The 16,319-nt window shown below is 49.9% G+C and carries 9 protein-coding genes; 2 read left to right on the top strand and 7 right to left on the bottom strand.

Annotated features, from left to right (window positions below):
• Positions 1-71: 71 nt before the first annotated feature.
• Positions 72-746, bottom strand: a complete 675-nt coding sequence (locus Enr17x_RS04475; RefSeq protein ID WP_145306287.1) for a hypothetical protein — start codon at positions 744-746, stop codon at positions 72-74.
• A gap of 257 nt (positions 747-1,003) precedes the next feature.
• On the opposite strand from Enr17x_RS04475, the gene Enr17x_RS04470 reads away from it, so the two are divergent.
• Both Enr17x_RS04470 and Enr17x_RS04465 read left to right on the top strand, forming a co-directional pair.
• Positions 1,004-3,040 carry a prolyl oligopeptidase family serine peptidase gene (locus Enr17x_RS04470; protein ID WP_198000967.1) on the top strand — a complete coding sequence of 679 codons (2,037 nt, stop codon included), beginning with the start codon at positions 1,004-1,006 and terminating at the stop codon, positions 3,038-3,040.
• A 73-nt stretch (positions 3,041-3,113) separates the two neighbouring features.
• Positions 3,114-4,307 (top strand): RidA family protein, encoded by a 1,194-nt coding sequence (locus Enr17x_RS04465; RefSeq protein WP_198000966.1) that lies wholly within the window; start codon positions 3,114-3,116, stop codon positions 4,305-4,307.
• A gap of 92 nt (positions 4,308-4,399) precedes the next feature.
• Here Enr17x_RS04465 and Enr17x_RS04460 read toward each other — a convergent pair whose 3' ends face one another.
• The 6 genes from Enr17x_RS04460 to Enr17x_RS04435 all read right to left on the bottom strand — a co-directional run bounded on the left by Enr17x_RS04460 (position 4,400) and on the right by Enr17x_RS04435 (position 16,184).
• Entirely contained in the window at positions 4,400-5,863 is a 1,464-nt protein-coding gene (locus Enr17x_RS04460; protein ID WP_145306283.1) for a DUF1501 domain-containing protein, read from the bottom strand.
• Positions 5,864-5,927: 64 nt separating this feature from the next.
• Positions 5,928-8,837 (bottom strand): PSD1 and planctomycete cytochrome C domain-containing protein, encoded by a 2,910-nt coding sequence (locus Enr17x_RS04455; RefSeq protein ID WP_145306280.1) that lies wholly within the window; start codon positions 8,835-8,837, stop codon positions 5,928-5,930.
• 289 nt (positions 8,838-9,126) lie between these two features.
• Positions 9,127-10,578: a DUF1501 domain-containing protein gene (locus tag Enr17x_RS04450; RefSeq protein ID WP_145306278.1), complete on the bottom strand. Its 1,452-nt coding sequence runs from the start codon at positions 10,576-10,578 to the stop codon at positions 9,127-9,129.
• 41 nt (positions 10,579-10,619) lie between these two features.
• On the bottom strand, positions 10,620-13,853 hold the full coding sequence (locus tag Enr17x_RS04445; protein ID WP_198000965.1) for a DUF1549 domain-containing protein: 3,234 nt from the start codon (positions 13,851-13,853) through the stop codon (positions 10,620-10,622).
• A gap of 79 nt (positions 13,854-13,932) precedes the next feature.
• Positions 13,933-15,630 carry a FecR family protein gene (locus Enr17x_RS04440; RefSeq protein WP_145306274.1) on the bottom strand — a complete coding sequence of 566 codons (1,698 nt, stop codon included), beginning with the start codon at positions 15,628-15,630 and terminating at the stop codon, positions 13,933-13,935.
• A complete protein-coding gene (locus Enr17x_RS04435; RefSeq protein WP_145306272.1) occupies positions 15,627-16,184 on the bottom strand; it encodes a sigma-70 family RNA polymerase sigma factor in 558 nt (185 codons plus the stop codon). Before Enr17x_RS04435 ends, Enr17x_RS04440 begins: the two co-directional genes overlap by 4 nt.
• Positions 16,185-16,319 lie beyond the last annotated feature (135 nt).

Genomic DNA, 16,319 nt, shown 5'->3' with positions numbered 1-16,319 from the left:
TTCCAAACTGATAGAGCAACTCTATTTGATCCTCTTATAGAACTGACTTGTGATCTTTACTGTTTCCGTTTTTACTTACTTGAAGGACTGAAAATATTATTTCCTGGACTGGAAAACGGTGGAGACTCAAAGCCCGTACGAGGAGATTGAGGAACTCCAAATAGATCGCCCGGACTGGATTGAGGGCTGAAGAGCTGATCTTCTTTGGTCGCATTCCGTTCCGAGATCGCGACAGGTCCCTGAGATTTGATCGATACGACATTTTGATCTTTAAATTGAATTTCAATCTCGGCAGCTTCCATACGAGTGGTTTTGGAACCAGTATACCGGATCAAAAGTGCGTCCTGCTCTGCTTCTCCTTTCAGCGTAAGGGATTTCGCGCCAAAATCAAACTTCGCTTCCACCGCATTGGCCCGCAGTTTGTCGCCTTTGCTGAAAATGGTGACGTTCCCCTTCAGGTCGAGAACCGCATTCTCAATTTTCGAGTATGTCACATGAATGAAGTTGGCAGTGATCACGATTTCGTCTATTTTCAGTGCAGATTGGCCGCGCAGGCTGATGTCATGCTTACCATCCCGCTGAACATTATAGTCAATTTCCTCTCCCTTTAATTCCATTCCGGGAAGTGCGAGCGTATGCACCTTTGCCGCAGCAGCGGCTTTCTTTTCCTCTGCCGCAGAGCCAGAAGTCACAAGCCCCAGAAAAATCACCGAAATCAGGCAGAGTGAGAAGACTTTGTTAGACATGGTTTGACTCCACTCGCATTAAGGAAAGAAATGATCCAGACTCCGGGGCAAGGTGTAGCACTGTTCTAACAAACACGAGTCAAAGGGTCCATGCCAATTTTCGCGGAAAGGGACTCTTTGCTCGATCGCAGAATATCTTTGCCGAAACAGTTTTCAAATCATCGTCCGTGCGGCATGATAGTAAGAACAATGTTAGTCACGATCGTTTAAGAAGTTACAACATTCCCGATCATCCGATATCCTGCGAGAGCCCCCCTATGATTTTTCCACGAAAATTTATTGTCAAAACTACAATCGCGTTGGCCCTGTGTGCGATACTTTCCCCTGCCTTAGTACACGCTGATGGCCCGGCTGACAACATTCCCGACAAAGTCCGCCGCATCCCCTCACTCGGTGTTGAAGTTCCTGCTGAGAAAAAACAGGAGTTGCAACAGGGACTGACAAAACTTCAGGCATCGCTGGATCAATTGAACAAGAGCAAAGACGCGCGAATCAAGGCATTGATCCCGGACGTCGAAATCTATCACCGAGCCGTACGGTGTGCGCTCGACTATCAGGAGTTCTTTCACGAACGCGAAATTGGCAACGGGCTCAAGCTGTTACAACAGGGCCAAAAACGGGCCGACCAGTTGCTGAAAGGGGAAGCCCCCTGGACACGTCAGACAGGGCTGGTCGTCCGCGGTTATGTCTCGAAAATCGACCAGACCGTGCAACCTTATGGCCTGGTGATTCCCGACAGCTATACGTTTGATGGAAAAAGTCAGTATCGATGTGACCTCTGGTTTCATGGCAGAGGCGAACGGCTGAGCGAAGTCAACTTCATCAGCCAGCAACAACGTTCGCGCGGGCAATATACGCCTGCCAACACCATCGTGTTGCATCCTTATGGTCGCTATTCCAATGCCTTCAAGTTCGCCGGTGAAATTGATGTACTGGAAGCACTGGAATCAACAAAGCAGAATTACCGTATCGATGACGACCGCGTCTCCGTACGTGGCTTTTCAATGGGGGGCGCTGCCTGCTGGCAGTTCGCCGTGCATTATGCGGATCGCTGGTTCGCTGCGAATCCCGGAGCCGGCTTTTCAGAAACACCTCTGTTCCTGGATGTGTTTCAGAAAGAAACCTTGAAACCGACCTGGTACGAAAAGAAATTGTGGCAAATGTATGACTGCCCTGGTTACGCGCTCAATCTGTATCAGTGTCCGACCGTTGCCTACAGTGGGGAAATCGACCGTCAGAAGCAGGCAGCCGACGTGATGGAAGACGCCTTGAAAAAAGTCGGCATTGATCTCGTGCATATCATTGGCCCCAACACGGCACACAAGATTCACCCTGATTCCAAACTGGTCATCGAAGACAAAATGGATTCCCTCGCACGCGTGGGCCGTCAACGTATTCCCCGCACCGTGCATCTGGTGGCCTATACTTTAAAATATAATCGGATGGCATGGGTCACACTGGATGCGATGGAAGAAGAATGGACACAGGCGCAGATTGATGCTCGTCTGCGTTCGCGAAATCGGGTTGAAGTCAAAACCAACAATGTCACCGGATTCACACTGAAGATGGCAGCAGGAGAGTCGCCGCTGGATATGACGCAACCAGTCACCGTCGAAATTGACGGCGTCCAACTCGAAGCACCGCGTCCGAAATCAGACCGGTCCTGGAATGTTTCATTTCACAGAGCAAATTCCGTCTGGCAACTGGGGCCCGCCGTTTATGAACCGGGTCAACTCGTTAAAAAACATAATCTGCAAGGCCCCATTGACGATGCCTTCATGGATTCCTTTATTTTTGTCTCCCCTTCCGGAACGTGTGCTTCACCGACTGTTGACAAATGGGTTCAGTCAGAAATGCAACACGCCATCGTGCATTGGCGTCAGCAGTTTCGCGGCGATGCTCGCGTTTTGAAAGATTCTCAAATTACCGACAAAGAAATCGCTGCAAGCAACCTGGTGCTGTGGGGCGATCCCCAGAGTAATCAACTCATCAAAAAGATTGTGGACAAGCTGCCGATTCAATGGAACAAGGATTCGATTGTCGTAGGCGATAAGCAATATCCTGCCGATCATCATGCTCCGGTTCTGATTTTCCCGAATCCGTTGAACCCCGAGAAATATGTGGTCCTCAACAGTGGATTTACTTATCGCGAATATGCCTATTTGAATAATGCCCGACAGGTGCCGATGCTGCCTGACTGGGCGATCATCGACTTGCGTACGCCAGCGAGTAGCCAATATCCGGGCAAAGTCGTGGATGCCAATTTCTTTGATGAATTCTGGCGCGTAAAATAATACGATCCGATTTCGAAGCGCGCCACTTCGGAATGAACTGAAAATCAAACCTTTCAGAATGGTGAAACCATCCATGAAATTCTTAACAAATTCGCTGATTGCTGTATTGTTGATGTCAATGACAGGCAGGGTCACTGCCGAGGTCTCTTATTATAAGCCCTCGTCAAAAACAGGGACTTCGCTCTGTGTGATTGTCAAAGACGATGTATTGGTACACACATCTCAAATCCTGCCTTTAAATATTAAAGGGGGTCGGATTACTTCAGAAAGTGGCAGCGATCAATGTGTGCTCGTGCTCAAGAATTTGAATTACCTACTGGAAAAAGTGGACAGCAGTCTGAACCAACTGGTGAAATTGAATATCTATGTCACCCATGAAGACCTGATCCAGGAGGTGCAACGGCTGATCAAGGAACTAAAGTTACCAGCTCAACCCGCGTGCACTTTTATCGTGACAAAGCTATCTGATCCCAAAGTATTGGTCGCCATGGATGCCGTCGCGGTAACAGGTTCAAATCAGAAACTGTCGAAAGCAGTGATATTTAACGATGACGTTTCCGGCTTCCGTGCCGCTTTACTACCGGCGGGGCGCACCGCCTACATCTCAGGTCAGGCGGTCAAAGCTGACACCCTGGCTGAGTCCACCAAAAAGACAATGGAAGAACTATTTCAAACGATCAAGTACCTGGGAGGTTCACCGGAAAATATCATCCAGATCAAAGCCTTTCTGACTCCAATGTCCGAGGCAACAGCAGCCAGTCAGGTCATCGACGGTTTTTTCCCGTATGATAGCAAGCATCCCATCTCACTCGTCGAATGGTATTCTTCGCTACCGATTGAAATTGAAATGATCGTCGCCCTGCCGGGTGAGGCACCTGCGTCTCGTCCGACGGAGACCGTCACCTATAAAACACCCACTGGTATGAAAGCCTCTCCCGTTTACAGTCGGGTCGCGATTGCAGAAGTCAGTGACCGGATTTATGTCTCGGGAATTACTTCCAAAGAACCTGGCAACAACAGCACACGAATTCACAGTGTTTTCAATCAGCTGAAGGAAATCGTCGGGGAAGCCCATAGCGATATGCAGCATCTGGTGAAAGCCACGTATTATGTTTCGGAAAATGAAATCAGCGGCGACTTCGGCAAAATCCGCAAGGAATACTACAATCCGAACCGACCGCCGGCCGCCTCTAAAGCCACGGTGAAAAGCGTAGGCATTCCGAATCGAATTCTGCTGCTGGATATGATCGTGGTACCTGCGAAATAGTGCAGCACCCACATTGATGAGTCAAACAAAAAACGCCCTGGTTCAACAGGGCGTTTTTTATCGATATGTATCGGCACATTTACTGACTGAACTCAGGCAATGATTTCATTCACAATGCGACAGGGTTGACCGTCAATCAGTGTCTGCTCTGCAGCATTGCGGGTGAAGGTCAGTCGCTCGGCATCGAGGCCGAATAGATGCATCAAGGTCGCGTGATAATCACTATGGCTGACCTTATCTTTCACCGCATAGTGACCGAAATCATCAGTCTCGCCGTATGTCATACCCGATTTTAAACCGCCGCCCGCCAGCCACATGCTGAAGCCGTAGGTGTTATGATCGCGGCCCTGTTTCGCAACGCCGGCGTCATTCTGGATCACAGGCAAACGTCCCATTTCGCCGCCCCAATGCACGAGCGTTTCGTCCAGCAGACCGCGTTGCTTCAGGTCTTTGACCAGGCCGGCAGAAGGCACGTCCACCCGTTTACAGGTTCGTGGCAGCGAAGTTCGCATACTGGTGTGGTGATCCCAGTGCTGATTCCCGGTCATAATCTGCACAAAACGCACGCCACGTTCAATTAAGCGGCGGGAGATCAGACAACGTTTGCCGAACTCGGCTGATTCGGGCACATCAATCCCGTACATGGCTTGCGTGGCTTTCGTTTCTTTACTCAGGTCAAGTGCTTCCGTCGCCGCGGTCTGCATCTTGGCTGCCAATTCATAGCTGGCGATGCGGGCAGAAAGATCGTCTTCGCCCGGATGCTGATTCAGATGACGTTGATTCAGTTTACCGAGGAAATCAAGATATTTTTCCTGCGCTGTTCCGCTGAGGTGCGGGGGCGCATTCAGATTCAGTATCCGTGGCTCTTTAGGACGAATCACGGTTCCCTGATAAAGGGAAGGCAGCCAACCGTTGGTCCAGTTATCTACGCCGAGCACAGGTGCGCCGCCCGGGTCCACCATCGCGATATACGCGGGCAGGTTTTCAGATTCACAACCCAATCCGTAAGTCAGCCAGCTTCCCAAGGTCGGCCGACCGGGAAGGATCCGACCACTGTGCATCGCATAAATCGACTGACCATGATTATTCACGCCGGTATGCATCGACCGCATCAGTACGATGTCGTCCACAACTTCACTCAAACCGGGCAATAGTTCCGATAATTCGGTACCACATTCGCCATGCTTACTGAATTTCCAGGGACTGCCAAGCACTTTGGAACTCGCCTGGGCGGCATTGTCATATTTAATATCGCCCGGGAATTTCTTGCCGTCATATTTTTGCAGCATTGGCTTGGGGTCGAACATGTCCAGATGACTGGGGCCGCCCTGCATGAACATGGAGATCATGGCTTTCGCTTTGGGAGCGTGATGCGTGGGCTTCAGCTTCAGGTCAAAATGTTTCTTCTCCAGCTCAGGCCGCACCACGGGAGTCTTGGCCTGTAACTGTTCCTGATTCAATAACCAGGATAACGCGACAGAACCAATGCCCATGGAACTGGTCGCCAGAAAGTGGCGGCGGGAATGGGCGGCTGAGATAGTTGGTTTATGATTCATAATTCGATACCGATCTGATACCAGGCGTCAATAAATTTTAAAGCTGATTCAATGTCAATCGATTCTAGTCAACATACAGAAACCCGTTGCTGCTCAACAATGCCTGGCAGAAGGTTGCCAGTGCCAGTTGCTCCGGCGTTTTACCGGCAGCCTTCGCTGTTGTCTTGAACTGGGGGACCTGCGACTTGATAAATTCGACTGACTGCTGCACTTCTTCAGTGGAAGGTTCTTTTCCAAACGCAAGCATCCAGGCTAGTTTGACCTGTTCGGCTTGATTTCCGGCCTGTTCTTTTTCCAGTCGCTCTGCAAAATATTCGGCATGTTCGACCATAAAGCCGCTGTTCATCATCAACAGGGATTGTGGCGCGACGGTGGAAGAAGAACGCTTTTCACAATTCGGCTCCATTTTCGGAGCATCGAACATATCAAGCACCGCCAGGGGCTTACTGCGACTGACGGCCACATAGATACTGCGACGGAATTTGCGATCATCCATTTTGATCGCTTTTCCCTGGCGGCCCGCCGAATCAACGTTTGCGACGCCGACAACGATCTGTCCGACTTCATCTTCTTTCACGGGTACAGGCTGACCATACAGGTCGGTTTTGAGTTTTCCGGTGACCGCGATAATGGAATCGCGAATCGTTTCCGCTTCCAGACGGCGAACGGGCATATGTCCGTAAAGCAGATTGTCCGGGTCGGCTACATCGTATTCGTCGGAACGTTGCGAACTTTGCTTATAAGCGGTGGACGTCATCAGCATTTTATGCAGACGTTTGATTTTCCAGCCATGCGATACGAAGTCGTTCGCCAGCCAGTCTAACAGTTCCAGATGTGTTGGAGGGATGCCCAGCTTTCCGAAATCGGTGGGTGAGGCGACGATGCCTTTGCCGAAATGATGCAGCCAGAGTCGATTCACGAAAACCCGTGCGGTCAGAGGATGCTGGCCGCTGGTGATATACTTCGCATATGCCAATCGGCGCCCGGTGGTCGGCAATTCCTTATTAACGGCAGGGATCTCAACCGTTTTTTCCAGATTGGATTTAATCACCGTCAGGCCGGCCGGCAACAATTCATGCTTGGGTTGCTCGAAATCACCTCGATTGAAGAAGAAGGTTTTAGGGACCTTGCCGGGCACTTCCGTCAACACCCGAATGAACTCTTCTTTCGGTTTCTTGTCGCGGATCGCAGTTGCTTTGTCGCTGTACTCCTTCAGAATCGCCGTCGTTTTCAGTTCCATGAACCGTTTGGCTTCATCCTTATGATGCTGGACCTGTGCGGCCCCTGCCTTATCAAACTCCGCGAGGTTGGAAGTGGAAACCAACAGCGCCGGAAATTCGGCAATAATTTTCTTTTGTTCTTCCGTCCGTTTTTTCGCATCCGCTTTCTGGGCTGCTAATGCGGCTGCCCGTTGTGCTTCCGGAATTTTCTCCAGCGTTTCTTTTTTGATTTTTTCGACCAGCGTTTTGGCCAGTTCTTTGGCTTTCTGAGTTTCTTTGCCGGATTGCTCATGCAGAGTCCGGTCATACAAATACAGCGAGCCGGCCGACAGACGGTTAATCCGCGGATACTCTTTGAGCATGGCGACCTGCTCTTTGGTTCGTTTCTTTCCGGTTGTTTTATAAGCTTTGCGCATTGCGTCCCGTTTCTCTTCGGGAACATCCAACAGCTCGCGTTCTAATGTCCGGTCGATAAACTTGTTAACCAGTTCGGTGCGTTCCGCGAGGATTTTTTTTGCCTCGGCTTCAAATTCATTGGCGATTTTTCGGTCTGCATCCGACATGATCGAAATACGACGCGCTGCGGGCGTTCGCCAGTTTTTCCAGTCAAACGCCGGTTCAAAAATGGCGCGGAAGCGATAGTAGTCGTTCTGAGGAATGGGATCGTATTTGTGATCGTGACACTGGGCACACGCGACCGTCAAACCCAAAATCGATGACGAGACAATATCCACCGTATCCGTAATCACCTGATTCTTCGCGACCTCTTTTTCGGCGGGGTTGCTTCCCGTACCATCCGGGGCCATCCGCAGGAATCCGGTCGCCACCAGTTTTTCCATTTCTTCCGGCTTCAGCTTATGATAGGGGGGCTTGACCATTTCATCGCCCGCCAGTTGCTCCTGCAGAAACTGATCGTAGGGTTTATCTTCATTGAACGCGCGGATCACATAATCGCGATAACGATATGCCCAGGGACGTTCCATATCTTTGTTGTTGTAACCTTCAGAGTCCGCATAGCCGGCAACATCCAGCCAGTGACGTCCCCAACGTTCGCCATAGTGTTTTGATGCCAGTAGACGGTCGATCATTTTTTCGTAAGCGTCGGGGCTTTTGTCATTGAGAAACTGTTTCAGTTCTGCAGGTGTCGGAGGCAGACCGATCAGATCAAAAAATGCACGACGCGCCAGTGCTGCTTTTGAAGCCTCTGAAGTATAGGTCAGATCTTTCTCTTCAAGCTTGGACAAGAGAAACGCATCCACGGGCTGGCGAACCAGTTTGGATTGTTTGACTTTGGGAACGGCATTATTTTTCACCGGTTGAAAAGACCAGAACGCCAATTCATCCGGGAAAACGTAATCAGCGTCAATTTTTTCCGGCTCTGGTCGCAGCGTGTGTGCACCCTGATCAACCCAGCGTTTGAGAATCGCCAGTTCTTCCTCGGGCATATGTTTGCCTTCGGGGGGCATTTCCTTGGCTTCAATGCGGGCAATTAATTCGCTTTCGCCACTTTTTCCGGGAACGATGGAGGGGCCGCTGTCGCCGCCTTTGACCATCAGACGTTTGAGACGCAGGTCGAGACTCCCCTCAGTTTCACCATTCTCACCGTGACAGTGCAGACAGTGAATTTTGAGAATTTTGCGCACATCATTTTCAAAAGAGAGGGTATCCGTTTTTTTTGCAGTGTCTTCGGCTTGAGCAGCACTCAGACTAAAAGAAACTGAAAACAGACACGCCAGGAAAAGTCGCCCGTTCATAGAAGAAGACTCTCTTGGTTATGGTTTAAGTGTGGGCTATCCCTGATGACGGGATAGTATTTTATGGAGGGCACATCGCACTCAAAGAACAATAATATCTTAGAGTTGCTTATATATTATAGTATCGGTTTAACGCGTAAGTGCAAGAGAGGATTTTCAAACGAGTTTGATTCAAGGAAAAGAGTGAAATTATCTGGTTTATGCAAAAAGCAAGGGTTTGAGCATCTTGAGACACTCAAACCCTCGCATATATCACGTAACTCTTTTTCAGAATGAGACTTAGGAACGACTAACCAGTCACCAGTTTTTTCATGAACTCACCTTCGTTCAAGGTGGGTCGTTCCGGGCTTCCCTTGTGGCGGTATTCGAGTTTCATGTTGCTCAGGCCCATCAAGTGATAAATGCTGGTATGAATGTCACGGACATGCATCCGGTCTTCCACCGCATAGAGCCCCAGCTCATCGGTTCCACCAATGGTCTGGCCGCCTTTGACACCGCCGCCCGCCATCCACATAGTGAACCCGGTCGGGTTATGATCGCGGCCGTCTCCTTTTTCACTCATGGGAGTTCGACCAAATTCGCCGCCCCAGACCACGAGCGTGGAATCTAACAGGCCGCGTTGCTTGAGGTCGGTCAGTAGACCGGAAACACATTTATCCATGCCTTTGCAAAGCGCCGCATGACGTTTCTCGATGCCGGAATGAGAATCCCATTTACTACCGGCACCATTGTAAAGTTGAACAAAGCGGACACCCCGCTCGACCAGACGACGTGCTAACAGACAGTTCGTACCATAGACCTTGGTCTCTTTCTCATCCATGCCATACATCTTATAAGTGGCTTCCGTTTCCTGCGTCAGATCGACGGCTTCCGGAGCAGCAGCCTGCATGCGAAACGCCAGCTCATAAGACTCCATCCGGGCAGCCAACTCCGACTGCTGTTTTCGCGACTCTGCATGACGTTTATTTAACTGCGCCAGTAAGTCCAGCTTGCCGGATTCCTGGGATGGGAAAATTTCTTCGGGCCGGTACAAATTGGAAATCGGTGTTTTCCCGGTATTCAAACGCGTCCCCTGATAAACGGCAGGAATAAACGCGGTTCCCCAGTTACGCGGACCGTTGACCACAGTTCCATTGTTGTCCTGAATCACAACGAATGCAGGCAGGCTTTCATTTTCCGTTCCCAGACCATAGGTCACCCAACTGCCTAAAGAAGGACGTCCGGCGAGCGGAATGCAGGTATTCATCTGACAGACGCCACCTGCATGATTGATTCCGTTCGTCCAGCAACCGCGTAAGACAGCAATGTCGTCGGCGCACTTCGCGGTGTGGGGCAACCAATCGGAAATCCAGGTTCCCGCTTCGCCATGCTGTTTCCATTTTCGTTGGGAAGGAAGCAGTGGTGCGTTGATTTCGCCCATCGCGGTAATCGGTTTTTTAAAACTCTCCGGAAGCGGTTTCCCGGCCAGTTTCTGCAATTGTGGTTTGGGATCAAACAGGTCGATATGGCTCGGGCCCCCTTCCATAAACAGGAAGATGACACTTTTCGCCGTCGCCGGAAAGTGTGTCTGTTTGGCTGAGAGAGGCGACAGTGGTTTAGCACTGGCTTTGGCAGCCGCATTGGCCTGTTCCGCCATGATCGCATTCAAGGCAAGCCCGCCGAAACCGGCACCAGCCGAATACAGCAGTTGACGTCGGCTCATCGTCGAATCAGGAAATGCCTGTGGTGATTGATTGCTCATAAGTCTATCTTTCCGCTATTACTATCGTGAGTCACGAATGATTAATCGATGTAGAGAAATTCATTGGAGTTCAAGAAGACGTGACATAAATCTGCCAGTGCCTGATGGCGAGCATCGCTGGCGCCCATCGAAGTTTCAGAGGGAGGCAAGATATGCAGTGCATTTGCCAGACTGTTTTTCAAAAGTCCGCTCTTGGTATTGAATTGCCAGAACGCAATCGTCGCTGAGGGGTTTTTCCCACTATCTTGAATCAGGAGTTCTTCCTGACTCAATGCAGCTCCCGACAGCCGCACGTTATCCAGCAGGCCATTCCAGTTACTGCCAGATGTTTTATCGCGTCCGCCCAGTACCAGATTGTTCTCAGGACGATAGTCACTGATGACTTTATGTTTGACAGAGACGCTCTGGAGCGGTTTCTTGGAAAACAGTTCTTTCACGTAAAACTGAATTCCCGATTCACCGGCTTCAGAAATTTTAACAGTCGCTGCAACATAATAAGGCTTGTTCAATTCCAGGTGCAGGTTGGAGGGCACCACTTCATAGGTCAGTTTCCCGGCCTTGTTGTTGCCCACCAGTTGTAGAATCAAATTCCGAGGTTTGTAAGCCGACTTCTTGCTGGTCACGCCCAGCGACCAGCCTCGCTGTTTGTTGTTTCCCGTCCATTGTGAGGCAATAGTACTGACGGCGGCATTGTCATAGATCGACTCTAATTGCACGTAAGCTTCGATCGTGAAATCCTGATCGGGAAGCGATTTTGATTGGGCAACATGCAGGTTGCTCAGTGTAGAACCTTTCCCGAGCTTGACGGCTTCGCCGGTCGTTTGTGTTATTTGACCGATAAAAGTTTGTTCCTGGCTGTCAGCTTCGGCTTTGATGCGTTTTTCCTGAGACTTCAGGAACCCGGACAGTAACTCAACTTCAGCAGGTTCGGGGGCTTTGCCATACGTCTTCTTATGCAAATACGTAATCAGCTCTTGATCATTGGCAAAGGACTTGGCTTTCAAAGCACGGGCCATCGCATTTGCTCGTTTGAGGAACCAGTCACCATTGATCATTAACAGGGCCTGATTTGCCGTGGTTGTAACGTCCCGTTGCGCGACGCTTTTAATCCCGCCGGGCAAATCAAATGCACCTAAAACTGGGTCTTGTACGTTACGTTTCATAATCGTATAGATACTGCGGCGTGTCTGGCTGGCTCTGACACTGGGACCTCCCAGTTTCATATCGAGTTCACCTGAGAGGAAGAGTGCCGAATCACGAATATCCTCTGCATTCAGTCGGCGAATATTGGCACGCCAATGCAGACGGTTTTGTGGATCTTTGAGTTCTGCCTGTTTCGCCGCAGGATGAAACGCAGACAGGCGATAGGTCTGCGAATTCATGATCAGACGGTGCAGATTTTTGATGCTCCAGCCGTTGTCGACAAAATAACTGGTCAGCCAGTCCAGTAGTTCGGGATGGGTGGGTGATTCGCCCATATGACCGAAGTCATTGGCAGTCGAAACCAGTCCGGTACCAAAGTGATACTGCCACACTCGATTCGTCATGACACGCGTGGTCAATCGGTTCTGAGGATCGACCATCCAGTTGGCCAGCGCTGTGCGGCGGCCTGAAGAATGGGGGGCCGTTGAAATCGGGACAATTTCCGCTTCGCCTGGCTTTAACAAAGATAGAAAGCCGGGATCAATCGGGCGATGTTCCGGATCATCGGGGATGGTTGTGATGGGGGCTGCGCCGCGCGCATCGGTTACACTCATGCCGGTCGGCAATGGTTTTGGTTTCAGATCATCAAAGGCTGCCAGTTCCTTGAGCAGCTCATTGTATTTTTTCCCATTGGGCTTCTCACTCTTTTTGAGCGATCCCAAAGCGGATTTCTGCTTGAGGTCGACCTGACGCTGTACGAGATCTGCCAACTGATGTTCCAGTGCAGTCCGTTCCAGTTCCGGTTTGGCCATAACTTCCTGCAAGTCAGGCGGGAACATTTTAATCTGACTTTTCGCGGCTTTTTCCAGTGTGCTCTTCGTCAATTCGTCAATTTGTTTACGAATCGCCGCCGTCTTCTTTTCCCAGGCATCTAATTTCTGATTGTATTCTGCCAGTTCACGTGGTGTGACAAAAGGAACATCATCGCGAGGCATGAGCGGAGCAAAGAAGGCACGCAGGCGGTAGTAGTCCTGATGCGGAATAGGATCAAACTTGTGATCGTGACAGCGGGCACATCCCATGCTGACCCCCATAAACACATCGCCGGTGGCATCGGTGATGTTGTCTAGAATATCATTCCACTGCGTACGGGAATCGCGTTGATTATATTCGTAAAGATAATGTCTGAGAAAACCGGTCGCCGCCAGTGCCTCGGGATCTTCCGGGGCAATTTCATCACCGGCCAACTGTTCTTTGACGAACTGAGAGTACGGCTTGTCGCTATTGAAGGAACGGACCACGTAGTCTCGGTAACGCCAGATTTGCGGACGAAATGCATCCTGGTTAAACCCATCGGACTCGGCGTAACGTACGACATCCAGCCAGTGCCGCGCCCACTTTTCGCCGTAGTGCGGACTCTCTAAAAGTTCATCAATCAAGCGAGGCCAGGCGTCGGGAGACGGATCATTCACGAAAGCATTGATTTGCTCTACCGTAGGCGGCAAACCGATTAAATCATAATAGGCACGTCGAATCAACGTTGTACGGTCCGCTTCACCAGCGGGGGTCAGTCCTTCTTTTTTCAAACGAGCATAAATGAAGGCATCAACCGGGTTCTTCGACCAGGCCTCTGCTTTTACTGCGGGAACTTTGGTTTGTTTCACAGGCTGAAACACCCAGAAACTGCGATCTTCTTCGGTAAAGAACGTTTCGTTCTTTCGTTGCTTGATTACAAAACCGGCGTTATCAGGCCAGTAAGCACCTGTGGTGACCCAGCGGGTTAGCGTGGCAATTTCTTTGTCTGACAGTTTCTGTTCCGGTGGCATTTCAAAGGATTCAAAGTTAATTGCTTCCACCAGCAGGCTTTCATGCGCCTTACCGGGAACGATGGCCGGTCCGCTTTCGCCCCCTTGCAACATGGCCTTGAGGGAATCCAGTCGTAATTCCCCTTTCTGCTTTTTCTCGCCGTGACATTCCAGACAGTGCTTGATCAGCAGGGGGCGTACTTCTTTCTCGAAGAAGTGGAGTTGCTTCTGATCCACTGCCGCCGCTTTGTCCGGTTTCGTTTTTTCTGCAGCATTCACCAGATTTGCAGAAACGAAAAGAAACAGACTTAGTGTAAGGAGTCGCATGAACAAGGCCTCTTTCATTATTTCGATGCGGAAGACAAAACGATTTCTATCCTCGGGTCACATCACATTAAGTTCGCTATTATTTTTTGGAGTGTTTCAAAGGGGGGAGCCCGGCAATAAATACCGGATCAATCACATCAGCGTTATCCTGGGCATCCTGAATAAACAAACCTTCGACAGTTTCCCCTTCAGCAAAACCCAGGTCAGACAGATCAATGCCGACCGCCAATGCCTTGGCACCGACGATATGCAGGTTGCCTCCGTTGCCGGAAGCAGATTCCAGCTCACTGCGGGAACCAATACCTGTCTGTTGATTTTTATTAAACAAGTGTAACCAGAATTTCTCTAACGGCTTCGCTTCAGGTGAAGCAAGGTCGATATCAAACTGCTCAATTTTGTGAGTTTTCCGTTTCGAAGTGAATGGTAACGGACTGACATAAAATGCATCGCCGGCTGTGGCATGCACGATGACCTGCAGATCAAACAGAACAATATCCGGCCCTGCGTCATTCACGACGGGCTCGCGAAACCGAATTGCCATCCCGGGTGTATTAGGCTGGTTCGGATCTTCGACTTCATTCATCACGGGAGGTTCTGTTAGCGGCGTTTCTGAACCAAAGGGATTCACCACTCCGGTCAACAGACTGCGATCCTGATCCAGCAGATGCCGGCGTAACGTCAGCGGATTCCCATCGGTAGCAGGATCAACGCCATCGTCTCGGGTCAGAAAGGATCTGCCTTTGTAATGTGTCAGCTCAATCCCGATCAAATCCTCGACCGCGTACTCATAAGCAGTTCCCCCGCGCTGAATTTTGACACTCGTCAGATCTTCTGCTTTGCGGCGCGGCCCTAAAGTCGTGTTATATGAAATCACACGATCGGGTAATTTGGAAACATATTGTGCACGGTCAAAGGGAATCTCATTCACAACAAGACCGTTGTTGGTTGTTAAACGTTGTGCCATGCCTTTGGTTAAGCGCTTGGCGGCAACCCCGGAATTCTCATCCAGCTTGATCGGTCGGACATCGGTTTCGCCTTCGATGACTTGCACATCCGTATTACCGGCTTCCGAAACATTTACAGAAAACCGGGTACCATAATCGACGACATTGGAAAGCGGCGTTTCCACCGTAAAGCCTTCGGCGCCTTCAGGAGCAAACACAGAACAGGAACCTAAGCGAACCGCCAGATGCTCGTCCCCTTCACTTTCAAACACAGCCGGTCCTGTCAGGATGACTTCCGCACCATTGGAAAATACAAGCTGTATCTGTCCTTCAGAAATCGCATATTCCTGATAAGCATCGATACACGAGCCGACTTTCAGGAACGGTGCCCCTTCTGCAAACCGCACGGCTGCAGTTTGCGTGACTTTAGCAACAGAAATATTCTCTGGTACCACATCCAGGCTGATTTGCCGGGGTGTTTCAGGAGTCTGTTTCAGAAACAGAAGTCCAATGACGGCCGCAGCACAGACAGTCGTCAATAGCAGCCACAACGCCTGAGGTGCTTTTGCCGGACGACTTGCAGGAGCCTTAGCTCCAACTGCTGGCAGTGTCTGTGTGTGAAAATGAAAATCGATCTCTGGCTCTGGCTGTTCATCGTGCAACCGCTCCAGATTCAGATGCAGTTCCATGTAGTTAAAATACTTCAATCGGGCATCGGAGTCTGTAGACAGAATTTCCTGCAGTTGTTGATGTTGCTCTGGTGTAATGCTTTCGTTACACAGCGCGCCGAAAAGTTCATACAGGAGTTCGTTTTGCTTATTGCTTTGATTCATTTTCCCTCTCCTGTATAAGACATTGTGCGTTCAATACAGTGAGTTAATTGCTGACGAATCTGGTTGAGCCTGTTATATAATGTTTGAACGGCGGACCCGACTGTTTCGGCGACATCTTTCACTGGAGTCTGATCCCGGTAGACCTGATCCACCAGTTGACGATCTTTCTCCTTCAGTTTTTTGATGCAGTCCTGTAAGGCAGTGGCCCGCTGATTGAATTTCAGCTGAGGAACCCCAGCTCTTTCATCAGCCAGTTGCTGAATCACATCTTCTCGAAATTGTAACCGTTTTCTTTGTGCAACTCGAATAAAGTTTTTCACTTCATAGAAGGCTACACCACAGGCCCACGAGAAAAAACTACATGTCGCATCATATTCCGGAAACTTCTTCCAGAGGATCAGGCTGGTTCGCTGAAAAACGTCTTCTGCATCATCCCGATTAGGCAGCAGAGAATAGATATAGGAATAAATCTGATTCCGATGCTGTGTAAACACATGCAGAAACTGCATATGTAAATCGTCGGGCAAGGCGGCATTTTCCAGATCGTTGCTCATGATACCTTCTTTTTAACGATACAAACTCTCAGCTTCTGACAAAAAACGAAGCCGCCCTATCAAGCTATCGTACAAACTTCCGCCGACTTACTTCCGAATTCTATTCATAAATGATCTTTAATACGAAAACTCGCC

The sequence above is a fragment of the Gimesia fumaroli genome (assembly GCF_007754425.1).
Lineage (GTDB): Bacteria > Planctomycetota > Planctomycetia > Planctomycetales > Planctomycetaceae > Gimesia > Gimesia fumaroli.
This window is presented reverse-complemented; position numbering and strand designations above follow the sequence as displayed.

Coding starts and splice junctions, on each gene's coding strand:
- Enr17x_RS04450 (WP_145306278.1), bottom strand. CDS start 10,578: ATGAGCAATCAATCACCACAGGCATTTCCTGATTCGACGATGAGCCGA.
- Enr17x_RS04445 (WP_198000965.1), bottom strand. CDS start 13,853: ATGCGACTCCTTACACTAAGTCTGTTTCTTTTCGTTTCTGCAAATCTG.
- Enr17x_RS04440 (WP_145306274.1), bottom strand. CDS start 15,630: ATGAATCAAAGCAATAAGCAAAACGAACTCCTGTATGAACTTTTCGGC.
- Enr17x_RS04475 (WP_145306287.1), bottom strand. CDS start 746: ATGTCTAACAAAGTCTTCTCACTCTGCCTGATTTCGGTGATTTTTCTG.
- Enr17x_RS04455 (WP_145306280.1), bottom strand. CDS start 8,837: ATGAACGGGCGACTTTTCCTGGCGTGTCTGTTTTCAGTTTCTTTTAGT.
- Enr17x_RS04465 (WP_198000966.1), top strand. CDS start 3,114: ATGAAATTCTTAACAAATTCGCTGATTGCTGTATTGTTGATGTCAATG.
- Enr17x_RS04435 (WP_145306272.1), bottom strand. CDS start 16,184: ATGAGCAACGATCTGGAAAATGCCGCCTTGCCCGACGATTTACATATG.
- Enr17x_RS04460 (WP_145306283.1), bottom strand. CDS start 5,863: ATGAATCATAAACCAACTATCTCAGCCGCCCATTCCCGCCGCCACTTT.
- Enr17x_RS04470 (WP_198000967.1), top strand. CDS start 1,004: ATGATTTTTCCACGAAAATTTATTGTCAAAACTACAATCGCGTTGGCC.